Annotated in this window: 1 rRNA gene; it reads right to left on the minus strand. The window is 50.2% G+C overall.

Annotated features, from left to right (window positions below):
- Nucleotides 1-255: ribosomal RNA gene (locus tag TEPIDINF_RS14990) — 23S ribosomal RNA — on the minus strand; the annotation flags it as partial.

Genomic DNA, 255 nt, shown 5'->3' on the forward strand with positions numbered 1-255 from the left:
TTCTTACTCCACATAAGACGCCCCACGACCCCGATACCCGTAGGTATCGGTTTAGGCTGTTCCCTTTTCGCTCGCCGCTACTTAGGGAATCGCACTCAAGTCCCACCAAAGTGACGGAAAGCTTTGTTGCTTTTTCCGACTACTTTGGTGGGGCCCAAGTTTCTTTGCTTTCTCTTCCTCAGGGTACTTAGATGTTTCAGTTCCCCTGGTTGCCTCCTCATCCCCTATGTGTTCAGGGATGGGTATACTTCCATT

It is taken from the genome of Tepidibacillus infernus, from assembly GCF_048898065.1.
Taxonomy (GTDB): Bacteria; Bacillota; Bacilli; order Tepidibacillales; family Tepidibacillaceae; genus Tepidibacillus_B; species Tepidibacillus_B infernus.